The 22,749-nt window shown below is 58.9% G+C and carries 21 protein-coding genes and 1 tRNA gene; 3 read left to right on the forward strand and 19 right to left on the reverse strand.

The window, feature by feature from the left end; all coding sequences use genetic code 11:
- The first annotated feature begins 23 nt into the window (after window positions 1-23).
- Window positions 24-344: a thioredoxin gene (trxA, locus tag DHN55_RS03070; RefSeq protein WP_108879912.1), complete on the forward strand. Its 321-nt coding sequence runs from the start codon at window positions 24-26 to the stop codon at window positions 342-344.
- 70 nt (window positions 345-414) lie between these two features.
- Here trxA and DHN55_RS03075 read toward each other — a convergent pair whose 3' ends face one another.
- From DHN55_RS03075 to aroA, 13 genes are all read right to left on the reverse strand, one after another.
- Window positions 415-1,764, reverse strand: coding sequence for a Mur ligase family protein (locus DHN55_RS03075; RefSeq protein ID WP_108879913.1), 1,350 nt, complete (start codon window positions 1,762-1,764; stop codon window positions 415-417).
- A 6-nt stretch (window positions 1,765-1,770) separates the two neighbouring features.
- The gene (gene accD / locus DHN55_RS03080; protein ID WP_108879914.1) at window positions 1,771-2,703 is read right to left on the reverse strand and encodes an acetyl-CoA carboxylase, carboxyltransferase subunit beta; all 933 of its coding nucleotides are present in this window, start codon (window positions 2,701-2,703) and stop codon (window positions 1,771-1,773) included.
- Between the two features lie 6 nt (window positions 2,704-2,709).
- Complete coding sequence (trpA, locus tag DHN55_RS03085) at window positions 2,710-3,546, reverse strand: tryptophan synthase subunit alpha (protein WP_108879915.1); 837 nt, start codon at window positions 3,544-3,546, stop codon at window positions 2,710-2,712.
- Window positions 3,543-4,760: a tryptophan synthase subunit beta gene (gene trpB, locus DHN55_RS03090; RefSeq protein ID WP_108879916.1), complete on the reverse strand. Its 1,218-nt coding sequence runs from the start codon at window positions 4,758-4,760 to the stop codon at window positions 3,543-3,545. The genes trpA and trpB overlap by 4 nt, the downstream gene beginning before the upstream one ends.
- An 82-nt stretch (window positions 4,761-4,842) precedes the next feature.
- Complete coding sequence (locus DHN55_RS03095) at window positions 4,843-5,496, reverse strand: phosphoribosylanthranilate isomerase (RefSeq protein ID WP_108879917.1); 654 nt, start codon at window positions 5,494-5,496, stop codon at window positions 4,843-4,845.
- Window positions 5,497-5,500: 4 nt separating this feature from the next.
- Window positions 5,501-6,199 carry an orotidine-5'-phosphate decarboxylase gene (gene pyrF, locus DHN55_RS03100; protein ID WP_108879918.1) on the reverse strand — a complete coding sequence of 233 codons (699 nt, stop codon included), beginning with the start codon at window positions 6,197-6,199 and terminating at the stop codon, window positions 5,501-5,503.
- A gap of 41 nt (window positions 6,200-6,240) precedes the next feature.
- Window positions 6,241-6,579, reverse strand: coding sequence for a LapA family protein (locus DHN55_RS03105; protein WP_108879919.1), 339 nt, complete (start codon window positions 6,577-6,579; stop codon window positions 6,241-6,243).
- A gap of 68 nt (window positions 6,580-6,647) precedes the next feature.
- Window positions 6,648-6,938: an integration host factor subunit beta gene (locus DHN55_RS03110; RefSeq protein WP_108879920.1), complete on the reverse strand. Its 291-nt coding sequence runs from the start codon at window positions 6,936-6,938 to the stop codon at window positions 6,648-6,650.
- A gap of 75 nt (window positions 6,939-7,013) precedes the next feature.
- Entirely contained in the window at window positions 7,014-7,973 is a 960-nt protein-coding gene (gene sppA / locus DHN55_RS03115; protein WP_108879921.1) for a signal peptide peptidase SppA, read from the reverse strand.
- 328 nt (window positions 7,974-8,301) lie between these two features.
- Window positions 8,302-10,023 (reverse strand): 30S ribosomal protein S1, encoded by a 1,722-nt coding sequence (rpsA, locus tag DHN55_RS03120; protein WP_108879922.1) that lies wholly within the window; start codon window positions 10,021-10,023, stop codon window positions 8,302-8,304.
- A complete protein-coding gene (locus DHN55_RS03125; protein WP_108879923.1) occupies window positions 10,023-10,232 on the reverse strand; it encodes a hypothetical protein in 210 nt (69 codons plus the stop codon). Before DHN55_RS03125 ends, rpsA begins: the two co-directional genes overlap by 1 nt.
- 29 nt (window positions 10,233-10,261) lie before the next feature.
- A complete protein-coding gene (gene cmk / locus DHN55_RS03130) occupies window positions 10,262-10,903 on the reverse strand; it encodes a (d)CMP kinase (RefSeq protein ID WP_108881680.1) in 642 nt (213 codons plus the stop codon).
- Window positions 10,904-10,920: 17 nt separating this feature from the next.
- A complete protein-coding gene (aroA, locus tag DHN55_RS03135; protein WP_108879924.1) occupies window positions 10,921-12,261 on the reverse strand; it encodes a 3-phosphoshikimate 1-carboxyvinyltransferase in 1,341 nt (446 codons plus the stop codon).
- 199 nt (window positions 12,262-12,460) lie between these two features.
- On the opposite strand from aroA, the gene DHN55_RS03140 reads away from it, so the two are divergent.
- Window positions 12,461-12,898 carry a TIGR02300 family protein gene (locus DHN55_RS03140; protein WP_108879925.1) on the forward strand — a complete coding sequence of 146 codons (438 nt, stop codon included), beginning with the start codon at window positions 12,461-12,463 and terminating at the stop codon, window positions 12,896-12,898.
- Window positions 12,899-13,024: 126 nt separating this feature from the next.
- Window positions 13,025-13,100 (forward strand) — tRNA-Ala (locus DHN55_RS03145).
- A 96-nt stretch (window positions 13,101-13,196) separates the two neighbouring features.
- Here DHN55_RS03145 and DHN55_RS03150 read toward each other — a convergent pair.
- The 6 genes from DHN55_RS03150 to DHN55_RS22190 all read right to left on the reverse strand — a co-directional run bounded on the left by DHN55_RS03150 (window position 13,197) and on the right by DHN55_RS22190 (window position 22,632).
- Window positions 13,197-15,011 (reverse strand): DUF4114 domain-containing protein, encoded by a 1,815-nt coding sequence (locus DHN55_RS03150; RefSeq protein ID WP_108879926.1) that lies wholly within the window; start codon window positions 15,009-15,011, stop codon window positions 13,197-13,199.
- 31 nt (window positions 15,012-15,042) lie between these two features.
- The gene (locus DHN55_RS03155) at window positions 15,043-16,446 is read right to left on the reverse strand and encodes a nucleotide sugar dehydrogenase (RefSeq protein WP_108879927.1); all 1,404 of its coding nucleotides are present in this window, start codon (window positions 16,444-16,446) and stop codon (window positions 15,043-15,045) included.
- Between the two features lie 210 nt (window positions 16,447-16,656).
- Window positions 16,657-18,606 carry a hypothetical protein gene (locus DHN55_RS03160; RefSeq protein ID WP_108879928.1) on the reverse strand — a complete coding sequence of 650 codons (1,950 nt, stop codon included), beginning with the start codon at window positions 18,604-18,606 and terminating at the stop codon, window positions 16,657-16,659.
- A 12-nt stretch (window positions 18,607-18,618) separates the two neighbouring features.
- Entirely contained in the window at window positions 18,619-20,136 is a 1,518-nt protein-coding gene (locus DHN55_RS03165; protein ID WP_108879929.1) for an MBOAT family O-acyltransferase, read from the reverse strand.
- Window positions 20,137-20,165: 29 nt separating this feature from the next.
- Window positions 20,166-21,353 (reverse strand): tetratricopeptide repeat protein, encoded by a 1,188-nt coding sequence (locus DHN55_RS03170; RefSeq protein ID WP_108879930.1) that lies wholly within the window; start codon window positions 21,351-21,353, stop codon window positions 20,166-20,168.
- Window positions 21,340-22,632: a hypothetical protein gene (locus DHN55_RS22190; protein ID WP_337659864.1), complete on the reverse strand. Its 1,293-nt coding sequence runs from the start codon at window positions 22,630-22,632 to the stop codon at window positions 21,340-21,342. Before DHN55_RS22190 ends, DHN55_RS03170 begins: the two co-directional genes overlap by 14 nt.
- Window positions 22,633-22,749: the final 117 nt, after the last annotated feature.

Raw genomic sequence — 22,749 nt, forward strand, 5'->3', positions numbered from 1 at the left:
CTCTTTTAGAAAGGTTTTGCAACATGGCAACGAATGCTGTCACGGACGCCTCATTTGAAGACGATGTGATCAAGTCCGATACCCCGGTCGTGGTGGATTTCTGGGCGGAATGGTGCGGTCCCTGCAAGATGATCGGCCCGTCTTTGGAAGAACTGTCGGATGAACTCGGGTCTGACGTCAAAATCGTCAAGATCAACATCGACGAAAATCCGTCCGTACCCTCGAAGTTCGGCGTGCGCGGCATCCCGACACTGATGGTGTTCAAGGGCGGCGAAGTGGCATCGACACAGGTCGGCGCCAATCCCAAAGGCAAGATTGCCGAATGGATCAAGTCGTCCATCTGAGCGTCGACTGATTATTTGAATTCTGGATGAGTCCGGCAGGGCGCGATTTCGTTGAACCCGAAACCGCGCCCTATCTGCGTGCCGTACCGGATACCTGGCTCGGTGTTTCGTTGCGATGCAGCGCCAGCACATTGCCGGCAAGGTACAATGACCCGCCAATGACTATTCTGGCAGGTGTGTCGGCTCCTGTGATCTCGCCTGCAGCCCGCAGGGCATGTTCCAGGCTGTCATAGGGCCTCGCATCGAGCCCGGTCGCGATCGCATCACGGGCCAGCCCGACAGCCGGGATGGTATTTTCTTCACCCGGGATCGCGATGGCCATGACCTTCTGCACCAGCCCGGCGAACGGACCGAGATAGCCATCGGCGCGTTTTGTATTGAGCATGCCCGTTACCAGCACGAGCGGGCGCGGTGACCGCTCATCCAGGTCTGCCAGCGTATCCGCCACTGCGCGTCCCGCTGACGGGTTATGCCCGCCATCGAGCCATATTTCCGTACCTGCGGGCACCAGCGTGTGCAGGTAACCCGGTTCAAGCCGCTCCATGCGGGCAGACCACTTCACGCGTGCCAGACCCGTGGCAACATGGTCAGCGCTAATACGCCCATCCCGCAGCGTCCTTATTGCCGCGATTGCCAGACCCGCATTGTCGATCTGGAACCGGCCCGACAAAGACGGCAGGTCAAGGTCAAGCAGGCCGTTTTCGTCCTGAAACACCATGCGCCCGTACTGTTCGAAGCACTGGAAATCCTGACTGGCGATTTTCAGGGGTGCGCCGACCTTTGCCGCAACCGTCTCGATTGCCGCACGTGCTTCATCGTGCTGGATACCGACACAGGCGGGTCGCCCCTGCTTCAGTATCCCGGCCTTTTCCATCGCGATTTTCGCCAGCGTATCACCGAGATACTGTTCGTGGTCCATGTCGACCGGCGTGATGACGCTGACCGCCGGTTCCGCGACGATATTCGTAGCATCCAGCCTGCCACCAAGCCCCACTTCCAGCAGCACGTAATCTGCCGGCGTGCGAGCGAAAGCCAGCATGGCGGCAGCTGTTGTTATCTCGAAGAAAGTGATTGGCTCACCCGCATTGGCCTGTTCGCATTCCTCCAGCAGGTCAACCAGCGCCGGTTCCGCAATCAGGTCGCCGCCACCGGGGGCGCCCAGCGAGATGCGCTCGTGAAACCTGACGAGATGGGGCGAGGTATAGGCATGAGCACTCAAGCCCGCAGCCTCGATCATGGCGCGCATGCTGGCCAGCGTGGACCCCTTGCCGTTGGTGCCGGCTATGTGCACTACCGGCGGCAGCGACAGATGCGGGTTTCCCAACGCGTCGAGAATACGCCACATCCGGTCCAGCGACAGGTCGATTATCTTGGGATGCAGCTCAAGCAGCCGCATCAGGATGGCATCGCTGACGGCCATGTCGGATCAGGCCTCGGTGTCGGCTGGTACCGCTTCAGGCTGTGATGCCTCATCTGGCGCCGGCAACTGCACAGCTTGTGCAGGCGTCGGCTGCCGCATCAGCATGTGCAGTACGTTCGACAGCGTGGCGCGCAATTCATGCCGGTGCACAACCATGTCCACCATGCCGTGCTCGCGCAGATACTCGGAGCGCTGGAATCCGTCGGGGAGTTTTTCGCGGATGGTCTGCTCGATGACGCGCGGACCGGCAAAACCGATCAGTGCACCCGGTTCTGCGATGTGAATGTCACCCAGCATGGCGTAGGAGGCAGTAACGCCGCCGGTGGTCGGGTGTGTCAGCACCACGATGTACGGCACACCAGCCTCGCGCAAACGCTGCACGCCGACGGTTGTACGTGGAAGCTGCATCAGTGACAGGATACCCTCCTGCATGCGCGCGCCACCGGATGCCGCATACAGGATCAATGGCAGCTTGTTGTCTGCCGCCTCGAACATGGCGGTCACGATGCCCTCGCCTGCGGCCATGCCCAGCGACCCGCCCATGAAGGCGAAATCCTGCACGACAGCCACGGCCTCAAGCCCGTCAATATGGCCGCGGCCGGCAACAATGGCGTCCTTGCGGTCGGCCTTGGCGCGGGCTTCCTTCAGCCGGTCGGCATATTTGCGCTCATCACGGAATTTCAGCGGATCAACAACCACATCCGGCAGAGCAATGTCCGTCCACTTCTCATCGTCGAATGTATGCTTGAGCCGGGCTTCCGGCGCCATGCGCATGTGGTAACCGGAGCGCGGAATTACGAACTGGTTGGCCTCCAGATCACGATAGAACACCATCTCGCCGGTTTCCGGGCATTTCACCCACATGTTCTCCGGCACATCCCGTTTGGTGCCGAGAATGCCGCTGATCTTTGGCCTGACGAAGTTCTTGATCCAGTTCATAAGCGCCTATCCGTTCCGTCCCTGACGCACACCTTGTGCCAGTTCGCTGACCAGTTTTAGCACATTGGATACGGTTGTGTCCGTTGCAGCTCCCTCGGCGTCAAGGCTTTCCTTGATGGTGTTGACCAGGGCCGATCCTACCACCACCCCGTCCGCACCGGACGCAATGCCGGCCGCCTGTTCAGCCGAACGCACGCCGAAACCGACCGCAACCGGCAAATCCGTATGACGCTTGATGCGGGAAACCGCTTCATTGACCCGTGAAATGTCCGGTGCCTTGGAGCCGGTGATACCGGTTACCGACACATAATAGACAAAGCCGGAGGTATTGGTGAGCACCTTCGGCAGACGCTTGTCGTCGGTTGTCGGTGTCGCCAGCCGGATGAAGTTCAAACCCTCGTTCAGCGCCGGGATGCACAGTTCATGGTCTTCTTCCGGCGGCAGATCAACGACGATGAGACCGTCGACACCGGCAGCCTTGGCGTCCGCAATGAACTTGTCCACTCCATAGATGTAGATCGGATTGTAATACCCCATCAGCACGATCGGCGTGTCGTTGTCACCTTTGCGGAATTCACTGACCAGCTCCAGGGTCTTGATCATGTTCTGACCAGCCCCCAGGGCGCGCAGGGATGAAGCCTGGATGGCCGGGCCATCCGCCATCGGATCGGTAAACGGCATGCCGAGCTCGATAATGTCGGCACCGGCGCCCGGCAATGCACGCAGCAGCTCCAGCGAGGTGTCATAGCCCGGGTCACCGGCGGTGACGAAGGTGACCAATGCTGCCCGGCCTTGCGCCTTCAAGTCGGCAAAACGGGCTTCAATACGGGTTCCGGCACTCACAGCTTCACCCCCAGATGTTCGGCAACGGTAAATATGTCCTTGTCACCGCGTCCGCACATGTTCATGACCATCAGATGGTCGGCGGGTTTTTCCGGCGCTATCTGCATCACCTTGGCAAGGGCATGACATGGTTCGAGTGCGGGAATAATTCCCTCCAGCTTGCAGCACAGCTTGAATGCCTCAAGGGCTTCCTCATCGGTAGCGGAAATGTAGGTAACGCGACCGGTGTCATTGAGCCAGGAATGCTCCGGCCCGATGCCGGGATAATCCAGCCCGGCGGAAATCGAGTGCGCCTCGTTGATCTGGCCATCGTCGTCCATCAGCAGATAGGTGCGGTTGCCGTGCAGGACGCCAGGCCGGCCACCGGTGATCGAGGCTGCGTGCTCGTCGGTGTCGACACCGCGGCCGGCGGCTTCCACTCCGATGATTTCAACGGACCCATCATCGAGGAACGGGTGGAACAGGCCCATGGCATTTGAACCGCCGCCAATGGCCGCAATCAGCGAGTCCGGCAGGCGGCCTTCGCGCCTGTGCATCTGATCCTTGGTTTCACGGCCGATGACGGCCTGGAAATCGCGCACCATGGCCGGATACGGATGCGGGCCGGCGACCGTGCCGATGCAGTAGAAGGTGTCGTCCACATTTGACACCCAGTCCCGCAGTGCCTCGTTCATGGCGTCCTTCAGGGTCGAGCGCCCGGATGTGACCGGCACAACTTCGGCACCCAGGAGTTTCATGCGGAACACGTTCGGCGCCTGCCGCTCAACGTCCGTCGCGCCCATATAGACAATGCACTCAAGTCCAAAGCGGGCACAGGCGGTGGCCGTGGCCACACCATGCTGCCCGGCGCCGGTTTCGGCAATGATGCGGCTCTTGCCCATGCGCCTGGCCAGCAGGATCTGGCCCATGACATTGTTGATCTTGTGGGCGCCGGTATGGTTCAGCTCATCACGCTTGAAGTAGATTTTCGCACCGCCAAGATGTTCGGTCAGGCGCTCGGCAAAGTACAATGGCGATGGCCGGCCGACATAATGTTCCAGAAAGTCATCCAGTTCCTCCTGATAGGCTGGATCCTTCTGTGCTGCAGCATAGGCTGCTTCCAGTTCAAGAATGTTCGGCATCAGTGTTTCGGCGACAAAGCGGCCGCCGTAAATGCCGAACAAGCCGGTTTCATCCGGGCCGGTGCGATATGAATTGGGTGCAGACGTACTCATTTGTTCAACTCTCATTTACAACACGGCAGTGCCGGATAAAGACACGTGCTGCTCAAACTTCCAGACAGCCCGATCTGATGTTCTACCCGTGCTGGCGCACGGCCTCAATGAATTTCACGATGGCTGCGGCATCCTTGACGCCGGGCGAGGTCTCCACGCCGGACGAGACATCAACAGCCGGCGCGCCGGTAACGCGGATGGCCTCGCCGACATTGTCTGCTTCAAGCCCGCCCGACAGCATGAAACCCTCGCGCAGACCGCCTTGCGGCAGCAGGTCCCAGTCGAACAAGATGCCGTTGCCGCCGGGCAATGCATTGGCCAGCGTCTCCGGCGCCTTGGCGTCGAACAGCACCATCGCGGCAACCTCTTCATATGTGCTCGCTGCCTCGATATCCGCGGCATCCGCAACCTTGATGACCTTGATTACGGGAACGCCTGTACGGGCGTGTATCTCAGCAATGCGGTCAACCGTCTCCGAGCCGTGCACCTGAAAGAAATCGGGCTTCACCTCGGCGTTGATCCGGTCAATCAGCGCATCTTCAGCATCAACGACCACTGCCACGATTTTTGACCGACCGCGCGCCAGGGTAGCAAGACCCTGCGCCACCTGGGTTGAAACGTTCCGCGGACTGGGACCATAAAACATAAAACCCACGTAATCTGTACCTGCCTCAACTGCAGCGCGCACGTGGGCCGGGTCCGATAGGCCGCAGATCTTGATTTTTGTCTTGCTCACCGGCTCATCCTTCCAGGCTGGCTGCAATAGCTGCAGCGGCAGCAGCCGGATCCCCGGCCTGGGTAATCGGACGGCCGATGACCAGGATATCGGCCCCGTCGGCGCGGGCTGCGCGCGGTGTGGCTATGCGTTTCTGATCCTGCACCTCCGCTCCTGCCGGGCGCACACCGGGTACAACTGTCATGAATTCAGCACCACAGGCCGCCTTGATGGCCGCGATGTCGTGCGGCGAGCACACAACGCCGTCCAGGCCGGACTGTTTCGACAACCGAGCTAGCTTTACAACGGTTTGCGCCGTATCTGACGCGGGATCAAAACCTGCCGCGTGAATGTCTGCATCGGACAGGCTGGTCAGTATGGTCACACCGATCAGCCTGGCTTTGCCGTCGACTGCTTTCGCGGCAGCCTCAAGCATGGCCGGGCCGCCCGATGCGTGGACGTTTACTATCGCCGGTGCCGGGGCCAGCGACATCAAAGAGGTCAATCCTTGCGCCACCGTATTGGGTATGTCGTGCAATTTCAGGTCCAGGAACAACGGCACACCCTGCGCAGCAAGCTTTTCATAGCCAACCCGGCCCGCGCGATAGAACAGCTCCATGCCGACCTTTGCCATGCCGACATGGTTCTTCAACTTTCCGGCCATCGCAGCAGCCTGCGAAGGGTCGGGCGTGTCTAGCGCAACACAGATAGGATTCTGGAACATGACAACTCTTGGATTTCAGCCTGACACCACGGATGGGTTCGTCATGCCTGGCTTTTTTGGTTCACAACCGGCACAAGTCCTGTTGCGTCACTGGGTTTACGTTCGGTGGGAACGTCCGGTTTGGCGGTCTGGGCCAACCGCGCCGCCTTGCGCCACTTTCCCTGCCGCAGCCATACCACAACGCCGCCAACAATCATGCCGATAAACATGCCGGCAAACAGCAACAGGTAGGTGGGCATCGAAATTACCAACCAGGGGTCTGCCTTGTTGATCGGGTCAAACGAGACATCGGTCCAGTGGCGGTTGGCAACGGCGAAACTGACCAGCAGAACTGCCACCGGCGCGCCAATGATCCATGAAATTATGCGTTTTGCCGTCACGACAATTGTGCCTGTTCCAGAGTGCTGTACACCCGGCTCGTTCGCATGTGACGAGCCGTCTTGGTCTGTTAAACGTCCTTGCCGCCATTAAGGCGCTCACGCAACTCCTTGCCGGTCTTGAAGAACGGGACGCGCTTGGCTTCCACCTTGACCGGTTCACCGGTACGCGGATTACGGCCCTGACGGGCATCACGCTGTTTCACCGAGAACGCGCCGAAGCCACGCAACTCAACCCGATTTTCCTCCGCCATGGCTCCGGTGATTTCATCAAAAACCGTATTCACGATACGCTCAACGTCGCGATGAAACAGGTGCGGATGGCGTATTGCTATCTCCTGAATAAGCTCGGACTTGATCATGGCAAATTTACCCCCTCAGGGTTAAAACTAACTGTGTGATTGTTTTTGGCACAACATCGCGCCTCAAACCAGCAATTATCGCAAATTAGGGTGCCAAAGCACCAACAGCCCGTCAAGCTTTACCGTGCGGGCCTCAAGAGCATCGACCGCCGCGGAAAACCCGAGCCAGCTGGCGACCTTGCGCAGTCCAAACAGGCCCAGACTTCCGGCTCCGGTTGCCGGTGCCGGCTCCCAGTCGATGACTTTCATGTCCTTGGAAATCTTGTGCTCGGCTGACAACCATTCAATTGCTTCGTCCTCGCCGCCAAGCTTGTCTACGAGTTTGGCTGTCAGCGCCTGGCGCCCGGTAAACACTCGGCCATCAGAAATCAGCGTCATCTGCGGCCCAGACAGTTTGCGGCGTTCTTTCACCAGATCGGTGAACCACACGAAGCTGTCACGGATCATTGCATCAGTGACAGCAAGCGTTTCAGCCGTGGGATCGGAGAACATGTTCGGTTCCGCCTTCAGCGCACCTGACTTGCGGTTCTGCATGGCGATACCGATACTGTTCATCAGCTTCTCCACCTGCGCCCATTGAAAGATCACGCCGACAGACCCGGTGATGGAATTGCCACGTGCCACGATATGATCGGCTGCGATCGCCGTAATGTATCCGCCAGACGCGGCAACCGTGTTCATCACCGCCACGACCGGCCGGTCCTTGGCAATGATGCGCAGGCGCTCGTAGATGGCTTCAGAACCGGCTGTCGTGCCTCCGGGGCTGTCAATGTGAACCAGCAGCGCCTTGACCTGCTTGGCTTTCTCGATGTCGCGCAACATGTCGAGTGTCTTTGTATCACCGGTGATCACGCCTTCGACCCGGATGCGCGCGACATGGTCTGAACGTTTGCCCAGGCTGAAGCCCGACCCGTTGCTGCCATAGGCGAGCGCCACCAGCGTGACGACACCCAGCACAATACATATGGCGCGCCAGAACGAAACACGGCGGCGCATCTTGCGGCGAACGATCAGATTATCAACGTCAAGGGACATGGGGCGGGTTTCCGGTTGGTTGGAGCTGACTGGTTGTAAGGAACAATGTAGTGAAATCAAGATCGTCCTTCAATCTGCACTTCACAGATTGGAGAAAGAGGATCGGCCGGCATGAGATCGTCCTTCAATCTGCACTTCACAGATTGGAGAAAGAGGATCGGCCGGCATGAGATCGTCCTTCAATCTGCACTTCACAGATTGGAGAAAGAGGACCGGCCGGCATGAGATCGTCCTTCAACCTGCACGTCGCAGACCGGAAAACAAAAAAAACCGGCCAGCAGATACCTGCTGACCGGTTGTTAGTGTCACTGGTGCAGAAACGCGGGCATCAGTCTTCCGACTTTTCGTCCGCGCCTGCCTTGTTCAAAGCCGCACCCAGAATGTCGCCGAGCGACGCGCCGGAGTCCGAAGACCCGTACTGTTCGACGGCAGCCTTTTCTTCTGCGATTTCCAGAGCCTTGATCGACAGACCGACCTTGCGGGCCGCCTTGTCGAACTGGGTGATGCGGGCATCGACCTTCTCACCGACGGCAAAGCGCTCAGGACGCTGTTCCGAGCGGTCACGAGCCAGGTCAGAGCGGCGGATGAACGCAGTCATGTCGGTTTCTGCGATCTTCACCTCGATGCCGTTTTCCTGCACTTCGGTGATTTCGCAGGTCACGGTCGCACCCTTGCGCATGCCACCGGAGGCAGCACCTTCCATCGGATCGCCGCCAAGCTGCTTGATGCCCAGCGAGATGCGCTCCTTTTCCTGGTCCACGTCAAGCACGATGGCCTTGACCATGTCGCCCTTGGTGTAGTCCTGGATGGCTTCTTCACCGGACCGGTTCCAGTCCAGGTCGGACAGGTGAACCATGCCGTCGACATCGCCTTCAAGGCCAATGAACAGGCCGAACTCGGTGATGTTCTTGATCTCACCTTCAACGTGGGTGTTCTGCGGATAGCGTTCTGCAAACGATGCCCACGGATTGTCGGTGGTCTGCTTCAGGCCGAGCGAGACACGGCGCTTTGCCGGATCGACTTCGAGCACTTCCACTTCGATTTCTTCCGATGTGGAAACGATCTTGCCAGGATGCACGTTCTTCTTGGTCCAGCTCATTTCGGAAACGTGGACAAGACCTTCAATGCCTTCTTCCAGTTCAACGAATGCACCGTAATCGGTGATGTTGGTGACACGGCCCTTGACGCGCATGCCGACCGGATACTTGGCTTCGACGCCTTCCCATGGATCGCTTTCAAGCTGCTTCATGCCGAGGCTGATGCGCTGGGTTTCAGGGTTGATCTTGACGATCTGCACCTTGACGGTCTGGCCAACGGCGAGAACATCGGTCGGATGGTTGACGCGCTTCCAGGAAATGTCGGTGACGTGCAGGAGACCGTCAATGCCGCCGAGGTCAACGAACGCACCGTAGTCGGTGATGTTCTTGACCACGCCTTCGACCTGCTGGCCTTCGGCAAGGTTCTGAACCAGCTCGGAGCGCTGTTCGGCGCGGGTTTCTTCCATGATGGCGCGGCGCGACACAACGATGTTGCCACGGCGCTTGTCCATTTTCAGCACCTGGAAGGGCTGGGTCATGTTCATCAGCGGGGTCACGTCGCGAACCGGGCGAATGTCGACCTGGGATCCGGGCAGGAAGGCCACGGCTCCGCCAAGGTCCACTGTAAAGCCGCCTTTGACGCGTCCGAAGATAACGCCGTCAACGCGCTCATTGTCTTCGAATGATTTTTCCAGACGCACCCAGGCTTCTTCGCGCCGTGCCTTGTCGCGTGACAGCACGGCTTCGCCCATGGCGTTTTCAATCCGGTCGAGGAACACTTCAACTTCATCGCCGACCGTCAGGTCCTGATCCTGTCCGGGTGTGCGGAACTCGCGCAGCGGTACACGACCCTCGGTCTTCAGACCGACGTCGATAATGGCCAGGTCGTTTTCAATGGCGATGATCTTGCCTTTGACAACGGTGCCTTCTGCATTGGTTTCTTCGTTGAAGCTCGCATCGAGCATAGCCGCGAAATCATCGCGGGTGGGGTTAAGAGAGCTGGTTTCAGCCATCAATAAAGCCTTCTTTCAATCAATAAATATGCCTGGCCCACGGAAATAACCGCAGGACGTCCCGATTTGCGCTGATTATCCGGCCGGTAATGGTCGGATATGGGTTGGGCAGCACGGGCACCAAACACTGGTTCTTGCTCATGTTGAATGCCGAGCACCACCATCGCCTGTTCCAGAAGGTGGCGAGAGCAGATGATTTTGATCGGCATCCAGGAACAAATTTAGGGGCGATCCGCCTTCAAGCAGATTGCCCCCGCTCATTCAAAACGCTTTCGACGAGGTCCAAAGCGGCCTGGAACGCGGCTTCTATACCCAATTCTGTCGTATCGAGCAAGATGGCGTCTTCAGCCGGCTTCAGGGGCGCGACGGCGCGGCCACTGTCGCGCTCGTCGCGACGGCGGATATCGGCCAGCACATTTTCATAGCTGAGCTCGTCGCCACGGCCCGCATGTTCGAGATGACGGCGCTGGGCACGGGTCTCGGGTTGCGCGGTAACAAACAGCTTGGCATCGGCATCAGGACACACAACCGTGCCGATATCACGCCCGTCCAGCACGGCACCCGGCGGCGTCGCCGCAAAGTTGCGCTGAAACTCCAGCAATGCCGAGCGCACCGCCGGAATGGCGGCAACCTGCGACGCTGCCTCACCGGCACCGGGCGAGCGCAGCTGGTCTTCTGAATAGAAGGACGGATCAAGCGTTTGCGCCGCATTCAGCGCCGCCGGCTGGTCGTCCGGCCTGGCACCGGCAGCTTCGACAGCCAACCCGGTTGCCCGGTACAATGATCCGGTATCCAGATAGGATAGTCCGTAATAGGCTGCCAGCCGGCGGGCCAGTGTGCCCTTGCCCGATGCCGCCGGGCCGTCAACGGCAATAACCAGGTGCGGACGGGCGCTCATCAGCCCGCGTCCTCGAAACGCGCACCGAGACCTTCCATAAATTCCCTGAAGCCGGGAAAACTTGTGGCCATGACATTTCCATCATCAACTGTAACCGGCTCATCGGACGCCAGCCCCATCACCAGAAACGCCATTGCAATGCGATGGTCAAGGTGGGTAATGACGGTGCCGCCACCCGCGACCCTGCCGCCGGTGACCTCAAGCCAGTCGTCGCCGGTGTCATGAGCCACACCATTGGCTTTCAAACCAGCCGCAACAGCCGCCAGCCGGTCGCTTTCCTTGACCCGCAACTCGTGCAGGCCCTGCAGTCTTGTCGTGCCGTCGGCAAACGCGGCTGCGACTGCCAATACCGGGTATTCATCGATCATCGATGGGGCGCGGGCCGCCGGGACCACAATGCCGGAAAGCCCGCTGGAACGCGCAGTCACATCCGCCACCGGTTCGCCACCCGACACTCTTTCGTTGGCGACGGTTATGTCACCCCCCATTTCCTCCAACGTGACGATCAGGCCGGTGCGGGTTTCGTTCAGCAGCATGTTTTCCACGGTGACTTCACTGTCATCGCTGATGATTGCCGCCACAAGTGCGAAGGCGGCGGATGACGGATCGCCGGGCACCTCGACCACCTGGGCCTGCAGTTCCGTATGCCCGGTGACGGTAATGGTACGAGCGCCATCATCAGCCTGACCGATATCAATATCAGCACCAAAGCCCTGCAGCATGCGTTCGGTATGGTCCCGGGTCGGTTCCGGCTCGATCACGGTGGTCGCGCCGGGTGCATTCAAACCTGCCAGCAGGACCGCCGACTTGACCTGGGCGGAGGCCACCGGCAAGCGGTATTCAATGGGCACGGGATGCTGCGCCCCGTGCAGGGTCAGCGGCATGCGGCCGCCGTCTGATGTATCGAACCGGGTGCCAAAGCCCTCAAGCGGCGTCACGATGCGGCCCATCGGACGCGAGCGCAGGGACGCATCACCCGACATGCGCGCCGACAAGGGACTGGTTGCCAGCAAGCCCATGGCAAGCCGCGCCCCGGTGCCGGAATTGCCAAAATCGATGGTTTGCGCCGGCGGTTGAAATCCACCAAGGCCGACGCCGTTGACATGCCAGCTTGCATCATCGTTCCAGCGTTCAAGCCTGACGCCAAGCGCCGCCATGGCTTTTGCGGTGTTGATGACGTCCTCGCCTTCCAGAAGGCCGGTGATGACCGTTTCACCAAGCGCCATGGCACCAAACATCAAGGCGCGATGAGAGATTGACTTGTCGCCCGGCACCTTGACCCGGCCCTTCAGCCGGGGCGAATTTGCGGAGCGAAGCGGATGCGGCGTTTCAGAACTCAACTGGATTTGACCTTAGGAATTGACAGGCACTGACTGCCTTGTTTGCGATGTGTATGGCGGCATTATCATACCCTGCCGCGACATGCCATCATCACAACCGGGTAAATTGGCTTTTGACACGCGCGCGTGCCCGTGGCATGGGATGCGCCACCATTCTTCATTATTGAAATCCAATTGCAAAGATAAGGACGTTGTAACCGTGGTCAGCGACGAACTTGGAACCAAACGCACATGCCCAAGCTGTGCAGCCCGCTTTTATGATCTGAACAAGGATCCCATCACCTGTCCGAAATGCGACCAGGCATTCGTGGCGGAACAATTGCTGCCGTCTAAGGCGGACCTGCCGACACGCGCCAAACCGGCCGAGAAGCCTGAAGAGGAAGAAGTCAAGAAGGATGAAGGCGAGCTGGAGGAAAATCCGGCCGTGGTGAGCCTGGAAGACCTTGAAGACGACGACAGTGATGATGCTGAAGATGATGAGGCAGCAGCCATCAAGGACGTCGACCTCGGTGATACCGACGATGACGACGAAAGCGATGATTCCGATGTGTTCCTGGACGACGAGGAAGACGAATCCGGCACCGGTGTCGAAGACCTGATCGGCGGCGGACCGAAGCCGGGTGGCGACGAGGGCTGACAAAACCACTGCATTGGCAGATTGACATTATCTGCCAGTTGCGGGTATCACGCAGACATCGCCGCCAGCCCCCAAGCTGAACGGTAGTTTTTCCGGCCAGGGCCGGTGAAATGTGAAAGAGATTTCGGGGTCATAGCTCAGTTGGGAGAGCGCTACAATGGCATTGTAGAGGTCGGCGGTTCGATTCCGCCTGGCTCCACCAGACAAGCAAAGGACGTTGAAGCGGTGTCGCTTCAGCGTCCTTTTGTATTCAGGCCTGCGTGTGGACGGAGCACCATGTCTCCGTCCACATTTGTCGTCAGATGAACAAGGTGTCGGACTCCAGGTAAGCCTGGGCACTGACGCCGAACACGTCCTGCAGCAGCACCACGTCGGTGAAGTCTCCGTCCTGTCCACTGAGATTGACCGACACGGATGTGCCGCGGTCGGTTTCGGAAAACGACACGAGCTGATCCAGGTTCATCGTGGTGTCCAGTGCCAACATGCTGAAATCCAGCACGTCCTGATCGGAAAAATCCGCAATCCTGTCGAACGAGCTTACACCCTGTTCATTGAGGATATCGTCGCTGGCCCAGATGAAGCTGTCTGCTCCCAGGCCGCCGAACATGCGGTCATTGCCGGACCCGCCGGACACGATGTCGTTGCCCGACCCGGCTGACAGGTAGTCATTGCCGAGCCCGCCATAGACCTCATCGTCGCCAGAACCACCATAGACACGGTCGTTGTGCTCACCGCCATTGACCACATCGTTGCCGGAGCCGCCGACGACACGGTCCTGACCACTGCCGCCGTCAAGCGTGTCGTCGCCGGAATGACCGTTCAGTGTATCGGACCCCGAATCGCCATTGAGACGGTCGTTACCGCTGTTGCCCGACAGTGTGTCATCACCGCTGCCGCCGGAAATGACATCATCGCCGGAATTGCCCGACAGATCGTCATTGCCCGAGCCGCCGGTCACAATGTCTGCGCCGGAACCGCCAGAGATGATGTCTGCACCACCATCACCGTTCAACCGGTCGTCTCCCGACCCGCCGGAAATGGTATCGTCGCCGGCACCGCCGGAGGCGATGTCATTGCCGGAATTGCCGGAGATTTCATCATTGCCGTCGTTACCGGAAACGTTGTCGTCACCGGAATTGCCCGACAGCTTGTCGTTGCCGTAACCGCCCTGGATGATGTCATCGCCGCTGACGCCGTAAATCTCATCATCGCCATCGCCGCCATAAAGCACATCATCATCCGGCAGGTTGCCGGTACCGGTGCTGGCCGGAAGCAGAGCGACAGTGTTCTGCTGGCCGATCTCGACCCGGATGATGGTGTCGTCATAATCATTGTCGCCACCGCCATAGATGTCTTCAAAGCCGATCAGCAGTTCACCGGTGACCGTGCTGGCGCGCGAAACCACGTGGGAGTAGTCGTCGGGGTTGGGTGCAAACCCGTCCTCGGCCGATGCGGTTGAATGAAACACACTGTAACCGAACTGGCTTCTGATGTGGACTTCCTCACCCGGGGTGTCTCCGACCCACCACAGCTCGACCGCCTGGTCATTTACCGACCCTGGCTGACCGTCCTGTGTGCGGAACTCGAAGCGCCCGGTCTCGGCAGACAACGCGTCGCGATTGAGCGTGCCCTTGTTGTAGCCGTTGGAAACCACGAAGAATCCGAGTTGAGTACCGTCGGCAACATCAAATGTCGTCTGTGACTGGTTCGGCACGAGATCACCGCCGCTGCCGACCTTGGATGCGTTCGGAAACAGGATTTGCACATTGCCGATACTGCCGTCCGCCGCGATCTCGTAAACGCCAAGGGCGTTCCGGTAACCTGCGCCTTCATCAACAAATGTCACCTTGGCTTCTGTAGCCTGCTGGATGACCAGCTGAGACATGTCGATATAGGCAGGTTTGCCGTTGCCATAGATGACATCATCGCCGCCCTGACCATAGATCAGGTCGTTGCCGCTGCCGCCGAAGACTTCGTCGTCGCCGCTCAGTGCTTCAATCCGGTCGTCTCCACCATAGCCGGCCAGCACTTCTGACCGACCGGTGCCTCGGAGACCGTCATTGTCGCCTGTCCCAAGGACAGGCGAGATATTCCATTGCGTATCTACACTCATGGTTTAGTTCCTTCTTGGAATTTGGGGGGATTTACCAGCCGATGCCCTGATAACCAGGCTGCTCCGGCAGGTTCTTGAAGAGCCGCACAAGATCGACGACTTTGACATCGCCTGAGCCGTCTCTAAGCAGTTCGCGGTAGTGCTGTGAGGCATGCGTCACCACCACCACGTCGGAGTTTTCAATTACGTCCTCCACGTCGGCGCTCAACATCCCCGGCAGTGCGTCGACCGTGGGCTTGAGGTGCGGACAGACGCTGGCCACGTAGGTGAACTGATCTGCAATCCGGGTTTCAGCCGTGATCGCTTCATCGTGCGCGCAGATATCGTAGCCGTCTTCAAGCAGCTGGCTGAGAACTTCCAGTATCGGACTTTCGCGCAAGTCGTCGGTGCCGCGCTTGAACGCCAGTCCAAGAAAACCGACCCGCCTGGCGCCGCTGGCGCGGACCATTTCGATGGCTTCTGCAATCTGGGTCTCGTTGGATTTCGCAAGGCTGTCGATCAGCGGAACATCCACATCGAGTTCACCTGCCAGATGGGCAACGGCACGCACTTCCTTGGGCAGGCATGAACCGCCATAGGCAAAGCCGGGCTTGAGGTAATAGGGCGACAGGTTGAGTTTCTGGTCCTGGACAAAGATATCCATCACGTCGTGACTGTCGATGTCGAGTGGCTTGCAGATGCGGCCAATCTCGTTGGCAAAACACACCTTGGTTGCATGCCAGACATTGTCTGCATACTTGACCATTTCAGCGGCTTCGATCGCTGTCAGCAGTGGCTTTTCATCCACCGGCCCGTAAATCTTGGCCACCACCCGCGCGGTGTAGTCATCGCTGGCGCCAATGACGGTTTTCGGCGGTGAACGGAAATCTTCGATCGCCGTACCTTCGCGCAGGAACTCCGGATTGAAGCAGACGCCGAAATCCCGTCCCATCTTCTTGCCCGATGCCGCCTCGATCGCCGGGACCATCACCTTGAGAGTGCTGCCGGGCGGGATCGAACAGCGCATGACGATGATGTGGTGTTCGTCCTTGAGTGCGAGCGCCTCACCGATCGCGAGTGCACAACTGACAATGGCCGAATAGTCGCAACCGCCGCCTTCCTTGGTTGGCGTGCCGACGGAGACGAATGTGACATCGGTATCAAGCACTGCAGATTTCAGATCACCAGTGGTGCTGATCAACTGGTTTTCGACACCTTCGCCGAGCAAGTCTGACAGGCCGGCTTCGTGAATTGGCGACTGCCCGCTGCCGACTGCGGCACGCTTGACCGCGTCGATGTCACAGCCGACCACACGATGGCCGAGGCTGGAAAGGCAGGCAACCGAGACGGCGCCGACATAGCCCAATCCGACTACGCTGATGGCGGGTAGTTCGCTGACAAGTTTCAGGTGAGCAGGAGTTGCTGTGGACTGGTTGATTTGAGCAAGTGCGTTCATTTGAATAGGCCTTCTGTTTGGGTTCAGATAGGCTGTTCAACTCAACTGTCGTGCCAAGCTCTGTTTCAAATTAAAAATCAATAAAAACAGATAGTTATGTAAATTAATTTTTACTTTACCCAGAATATTTTTCGATCCTGAAACCGGCATTTTCAATTTCGAAATCCTGTCGGGAGCAGAAGTTCGAAATTGAAAAGGTGCAAGCCTTGCTCACTGGGTGGTGATTGGCGAAATCCGAAACAGCGGATTGTCGGCAAGGAAGTCGGCAAGGCTGTCGAACGACCAGGTCTCGGCTGTCTCGCATTTGCCGGCGAAGCACCTCTCGTGAGTCAAGGTGAGCTGGAACGGTTGTGCTGGATCGAACAGGTCTGCATACGCCAGCAGCTGGTGGCCGGATGCGGCACCGGGCACCAGTTTGGTGTATCGCGTCCGGAGTTTCGCCGTTGCAAATGCGTCCCATCCGGCCCCGGGCAGCCAGCGCGGCGTCCGCGGCCCGTTTCCGTCAATGTCCCTTGGAAGGATCGCCCCGTTGTCCAGCAAGCGATCAAGCGTTACCCGAAGCGCACGCTCATGATCCGGCTTCAGCCGATGACCAATCGCCGCCAGGCCCATAAGACTGAGACCGGCATGATTGATATCCTCGAAGCGTTTCGGCTCCAGTTCTGCCTTCCTGGCCGGACGGTGTTGCGAAATCCGGTCAACCTGACGCCAGCCCTGATAATAGCTTGGTGCCCAGTAGCGCCATAACGCACCGCCGGAATCTTGCGCCCATGTATTTGTGAACTCGCCGGCAATTTTCTCTGCACGCGCCGACAGATGCGGCTTGTTGTCAAAGTCTCCGACACGGTCGAGCAGGACGGCCCAGGTCAACTGCCAGTTCCACGGCGCCCAGATTCCATCGAACCGGAAAGGGGCTCCGTACTGGATCCGATAGAGTCCGGAGGTTTTCTCGAACTGCTGTTCATAGCTGTTCACCAGACGCGATGCATTGGTCTCAATCCTGCGGCGCAGCGGGTTTGGACATTGTTTGCCCAGCATTTCGCAAGCCCTGAGCAACGACCCGGAAATCATGGCCTGGTTTATCTGGAAGGAAACCGGACTGCGCCGGTCGGTGGAATAGATGCGGGATGCCCAGGCACTGCCGGGATTGAATGCATCGCTTATGCCGATATCGGCATTTCGGACCGACAGCGTGTTGCGCATCGCCCGCGTGGCAAGTTCCGCGAACAGCGGGTGGCCGCTTTTCCGGTAAAGGGTAGCCAGGGTCAGGGTGCGGTAAGATTGCGCCCAGCTCTGCTTGCCGGCTTCATCCGACGCTCGTGAAAGGGGTTCGCCCAATCCGCGCAACAACACGCCACTGATCGCATGAAACGCCATCTTTGCCGCCGGAGATCCGGATATGGCCAGGGCAGACAGTGCCCCCTTGCGGCGGTCAAGCTGGGGCATGAATATTTCATCGGCGTCAGTGGACAGCAACGGCGTGACCCGACCACTTTCCATATCAAGGCTGACAAGATCACTGCCCTTTTCAGGATCGCAGTATTTTTCCAGCACAATTTCGCGACGAGCAGCTTTCGCACCCAGCAGCGCACAACCCTCGAACGATCCCAAAAGCCGTCCGTCAGGCACAATAGCGCCGTCGGCGCGGGTAAACCTGTAGAACCGGGTACGCTGCTCTGATTTGTCGAACACGGAAACCACCAGTGCATCACGCCGGTAGGCCAGCACGCTGACCACCGCCAAACGGGGCCACTCCAGGGCCACATGGCCGTCGTGTACCAGTTCCACGCGCGCTTTCGGGCCCTTGACGGTGCGGATGTAGACATACGACCCGGTACGATCGAAGCGGAAGCCGCCCATGCGGGAGATATCGCTCAGATCCATCCCGTCAACGACCGTGGTGTTGCCGAATTTGACGGTCGCTCGGAACCCGCCTCTTTCCCAGAATGAGCGCAGCTCGAATTCGCCTTTTCGAGCCGCACTGTTCAGCCCCTGCATCGATACGCCATTGTGACTGGCGACGCCGGTGGTCGTGTTGAAGGAAAAGTTCCGACCCGTCTGCTCAACGAGATACCCGTCGGCAGCAAGGGCAGGAGATTGCACGGAAAGAGCGGTGGCAGCGCAAACGCCGATCCACAATCGTTTGAAATTGCTGTACATTTTTTATGCGCCTTAGAAGTTGAAGTAGATGAATTCCGTCATGTCTTCGAGCCGGTAGAGTTGCAGGATGCCAATCGCAAACACTGCGCTCATGGCCGCAGCCCAGCGACGGCTCGGCCTCCAGCTCATGTTGAACAAGCCACCGCGCACACGAGATGCGGACCTGCCGACGAATTGCGCCAGGTCGATCGCCGGTCGATATTCTTTGACCAGTTCGATGGAGTTCGGTGCATAGAAAACGACCAGCGCCAGAACCAGAAACTGGAACCAGGGCAGGCTGGTGTCGGCCAGCACACCGGACCAGGTGCCGGCATCGTACAATTCGGTCATCCCCACCATGCCGGACATTACAGCAAGTGCGCCGTCCAGCGTTTCCGCGCGAAACGGCACCCAGGCGAATATGACGGCGATCATCGTGATAACCTGGGCCAGACTGGCCGACAGGGCCCGCGACAGACCGGAGCCTGCGTGGCGACGCGGGAACACGGCTGACCAGGCATGATTGACTGCCAGATAGGCTCCGTGCATCGCACCCCAGATCACGAAATTCCAGCTGGCCCCGTGCCACAATCCACCCAGCACCATGGTTGCAAACAGGTTGAGGTAGCGCCGAACCGGGCCATGCCGATTGCCGCCAAGCGGGATATACAGGTAGTCGCGCAGGAAGCGGGACAGCGTGATGTGCCAGCGGCGCCAGAAATCCACGATGCTGATTGCCTTGTAGGGCGAATAGAAATTGACCGGCAGGCGGATGCCGAACATCCGCGCCAGTCCGAGCGCCATGTCGCAGTAGCCGGAAAAGTCGAAGTAGATCTGGAACGTGTAAGACAGCGCTCCGATCCAGGCTGCTTCCGCAGGCACGGCATGACCGGCATCCGCGAGTGCGAAGACCGACGTTGCCAGTGGCGCAACACCGTCGGCGAGAACAATCTTTTTGAACAGGCCGATGGCGAACAGGGTCCCGCCAACAGCCAGGTTGAGAAACAGTTTGCTGCGGAACACCTTGAGAGTGAACTGCGGGATGGTGTCTTTCTGCAGCACAATCGGTCCGGCAATGAGCTGTGGAAAGAACACGACAAACAGGCAGTATCTGGAGAAATCGCAATCGCTGATCTCACCACGCCAGGTATCGCAAAGGAACGATGTCTGCTGGAAGGTGAAGAAGGAAATCGCCAGCGGCAGTATGATGTTCAGCGCCGGCAGATCCGTGCCGGGCAACAGGTTGATGTTCGCGATGAGGAAATCGGCATACTTGAAGTAGGCCAGCGTTGCCAGGTTGCCAATGATGCCGGACGCCAGCACCAGCTTTGAACGGGTTCGCAGGATCGCCCGGTGGAGGGCAAAGTTTACCGCCACCGAACCGATCAGCAGGACAAGATGGATGGGGCTCCACCACGCGTAGAACGCCAGCGATGCCGCGATCAGCCACCAAACGATCAGATTTTCCCGGCCCCAGGCGCGCAGGGCCAGAAAGCCGATCAGCACTGGTGGCAGAAACAGATAGATGAATTCAAGGGAACTAAAAACCATGATCGTCGCGCCTCCGAGCCGGTGCCGGGTTAACTGTGGGTGTTGTCTTCACCGGCCTGCTTCAGCAGTGCCTGGAGAAGGGTTTTTGAGCCGGTATGGCCAAGGGACGTACCGCGCCGGGCAAGCTTCAGGGCTCCGGCCATGTCTTTTGGTGCCAGCTTGCCTTCCGCGCAGATGCGGGCAAGCTCTTCCATGGCGCCGGCGTGGGCCGCTTTCACACCCTTGCGGAACCAGCTGACGGCACCTTCGCTTTTCAGGCCGTGCTGTTCTGCCAGATGCAGCCGGCCGAGCATGGTCATTGCTCCGCCATGGCCGGCACCTGCAGCCCGTGTGAGCCAGCCAATGCCTTCCTCAGCGCGGTCTTTTTCCGCGTCTTTTGCCAGCAGAAGGTTCGCCAGGTCATGCATGGCACCGGAATTTCCGAGATGGCTGGCGTGGCGGAACCAGTAGAACGCCCGGGTCCGGGACAATTTGACGAACTCGCCGTCGCGATGAAGCCGGCCAAGTGTTTTGCCGGCACTTCCCGAACCGGCCTTTGCCTTCGCTTCCAGCGCAACGATGGCGCGCCCTGCCAGTTCCAATGCCCGTGCCGGGTCTTTCTCGACCCCGTACTGGCCTTTCAGCAGGATGCGCGCGTATCGCAGTGAAACTGCCTCAAAACCGGCACTTACGGCACCTTCGTAGTGGTAGAGAGCCGTCTCCTGATCACGCGGGACGCCGACGCCACGCATGAAATGCATGGCAAGCTGCACGTGAGCCTTCCGGTACCCCCAACCCAGCGCCTTCTGGAACCACTCCATTGCAATACGATTGCAGTCAGGTCCAGCGGACTTCTGATAGAGCCGGCCCAGTTCATAGGCCGCCTCACCGCGCAGGGAAAAGTCGAACTGCACGGCTCGCAGCAGGGCCAGCCGCGCTTTATCCATGTCCGGTTGTACGCCCCAGCCACGCGACAGAATTTTGGCGTGGTGGAACAGTGCGCGCGGATACCCCTGATGGGCATAGCGTTCGATAATCTCGGCAGCGTCGGCCCATTTGCCAAGTTTCTGCAAACCGCGCGCCTGGCTCAACTGCTCGTTCACAAGCGGGTCGACCGGTGGTTCCTTGCCCAGGTCAGGCACGTCCCGCCAGAAGAAAACCGCTGCACACAAACCGCATATCGCGGCGAAGGTGGATACGTTCACGAAAATTGGCTTGGAATTGTCAGGACGGGTCATTGGCGCGCCTCCAGATTCTGCAATTTGTGCCTTCGGTCATTTTGATGATGCCGTCATTCAGTTCCCGCGTTACGCCCTGCTCGCCCGTCGGACAGGCAAGGCCGGAGCGAACTTTCAACGCGGTTTCGCGAACTTCCGGAGAGGTCGTCAGCAACTGCCCGATCTCCGCGACGATGTTGCGGGCAACCGGTGCGTTGAAGTGATAGGCGTCTTTGAAGTTGGTCAGGTCACGGGTGAACGGATTGTCGAAGTCCAGGTCAATCACCGGCGCCAGGTCCGCCAGCCGCAGGCGCAAGTTGCGATCAAGGTCAGCGCGACCGAATTCGGCAAGTCTGGCCTGCATTTCCACAATGGTCGGCGGGATCACGAACACCAGCTTCACGCCGTTGGCTTTGCTCCAGTCCGCAATTTCGACGACCTTTGCCCACAGGTCTTCGGAGAACCTGAAACTCTTCCAGTCGGACCTGCCGTTCTTGCGAACCTGTCTTTCAAAGCGCGCGGGCAATTGCCGCTCAATTGAAATGTCGCGCCACAGGCCTGCTTCGCGGCCAAAGCCGTAACCATGACCCCGCCTGTGTCCATAAGCCGGGTAGGCAGTGCGTTGTTGTTGTTCCGGCAACCGGCAACCGAAACATACATCCGGTTGCAACAGGGTGCTCAGGCTGGTGTGCCCGGGCGAGCCCAGGTCGGCAGCTTGTGCCGTGGAGATGAAACCGGGAGACAGGTTGCCGATTGCGGCCAGTTGCCCGGGATATTTTTCCTGAACATGGCGCCATGAAATTCGCGTCACGAACCAACTGGAGAAATATTTCACCGGATTGCCGGCAAGCCGCAGCGCCTCCGGCACCCGGTTCATCCCGGACTTGTGGGCAGGGTCAAAGCTTCGGAGCTGGATACCGACGACGAGATTTTTCGGCTTGGGTTGGGTCTTGAGATAGCGAAAGGTTTCATGAATCTCATAAATCGTGGCGCCGCCATAGGCAAAGTTGAAGGCGCGCTTGAGGCCGGTTTCGCTCCAGTATTTGTCGCGCAACGCCCGGGCCCGGCTGTCACCGAGAACAATCGTTTCCGGCGGGCGCTTGTTTGAATGGGCGATAATCTTCCAGAGCGGATAATGCGCCTTCTCACTGATCTTTTTCTTGGCAAGGCCCAGCGGCAGGCCGCCCAGCCGGTTGTATGGATCGACGGCCAGGTTGAGAGCCACGGGAAGTGCGCCCATGGCCACGGTTATGGCCAGGGCAGCAAGATACAGTTTGGGAATGAAAGAACGTCTCGACATGTGATGCCTGCTTTGGAGTGATTGATCTACCCCGATTTCGCAAGCGCCGTGCCAATATCAGAAAATCGTAATTATACAATTATTTCAGATAGATAAGTGGATTTATGGGAATTGTGT

Source organism: Anderseniella sp. Alg231-50 (assembly GCF_900149695.1).
GTDB lineage: Bacteria > Pseudomonadota > Alphaproteobacteria > Rhizobiales > Aestuariivirgaceae > Anderseniella.